This window comes from Bradyrhizobium sp. CCBAU 45384, assembly GCF_028128665.1.
GTDB lineage: Bacteria > Pseudomonadota > Alphaproteobacteria > Rhizobiales > Xanthobacteraceae > Bradyrhizobium > Bradyrhizobium manausense.
Genome location: NZ_LBIZ01000018.1, coordinates 1 through 399, shown reverse-complemented (window position 1 = coordinate 399; position 399 = coordinate 1). Strand labels below are relative to the sequence as shown.

Annotated in this window: 1 protein-coding gene; it reads left to right on the top strand. The window is 60.9% G+C overall.

The window, feature by feature from the left end:
- Nucleotides 1-353 (top strand): IS66 family insertion sequence element accessory protein TnpB (gene tnpB, locus XH80_RS02800; RefSeq protein ID WP_271597234.1); only part of this gene is annotated, 353 nt, incomplete at its 5' end.
- Nucleotides 354-399 lie beyond the last annotated feature (46 nt).

Genomic DNA, 399 nt, shown 5'->3' with positions numbered 1-399 from the left:
TGATCGCGGCCGGTGCTGATCTGAAGATTTACGTTGCCACGCGGCCGATCGACTTCCGCTGTGGCCACGACGGGCTTGCGGCGAAGGTACAGGAGATGCTTCGTCTCGATCCGTTCAGCGGCGCAGCCTTCGTGTTCCGATCCAAACGAGCGGACCGGATCAAGATTTTGGTCTGGGATCGAACGGGTCTGGTGTTGGTGCACAAACGCCTCGAAGGTTGCAAGTTCGTTTGGCCAACGATCGCGGACGGCGTGATGCGCATGTCGCCGGCGATGTTCGCTGCCTTGTTCGAAGGGCTGGATTGGAGATTGGTCCGCCCGGAAGAAGCACGGCGCCCGCAGGTGGCGGGATAACTGCGGCAGAATGACTCGGCAGCTATTTTGATCGTGGCACGGGCGG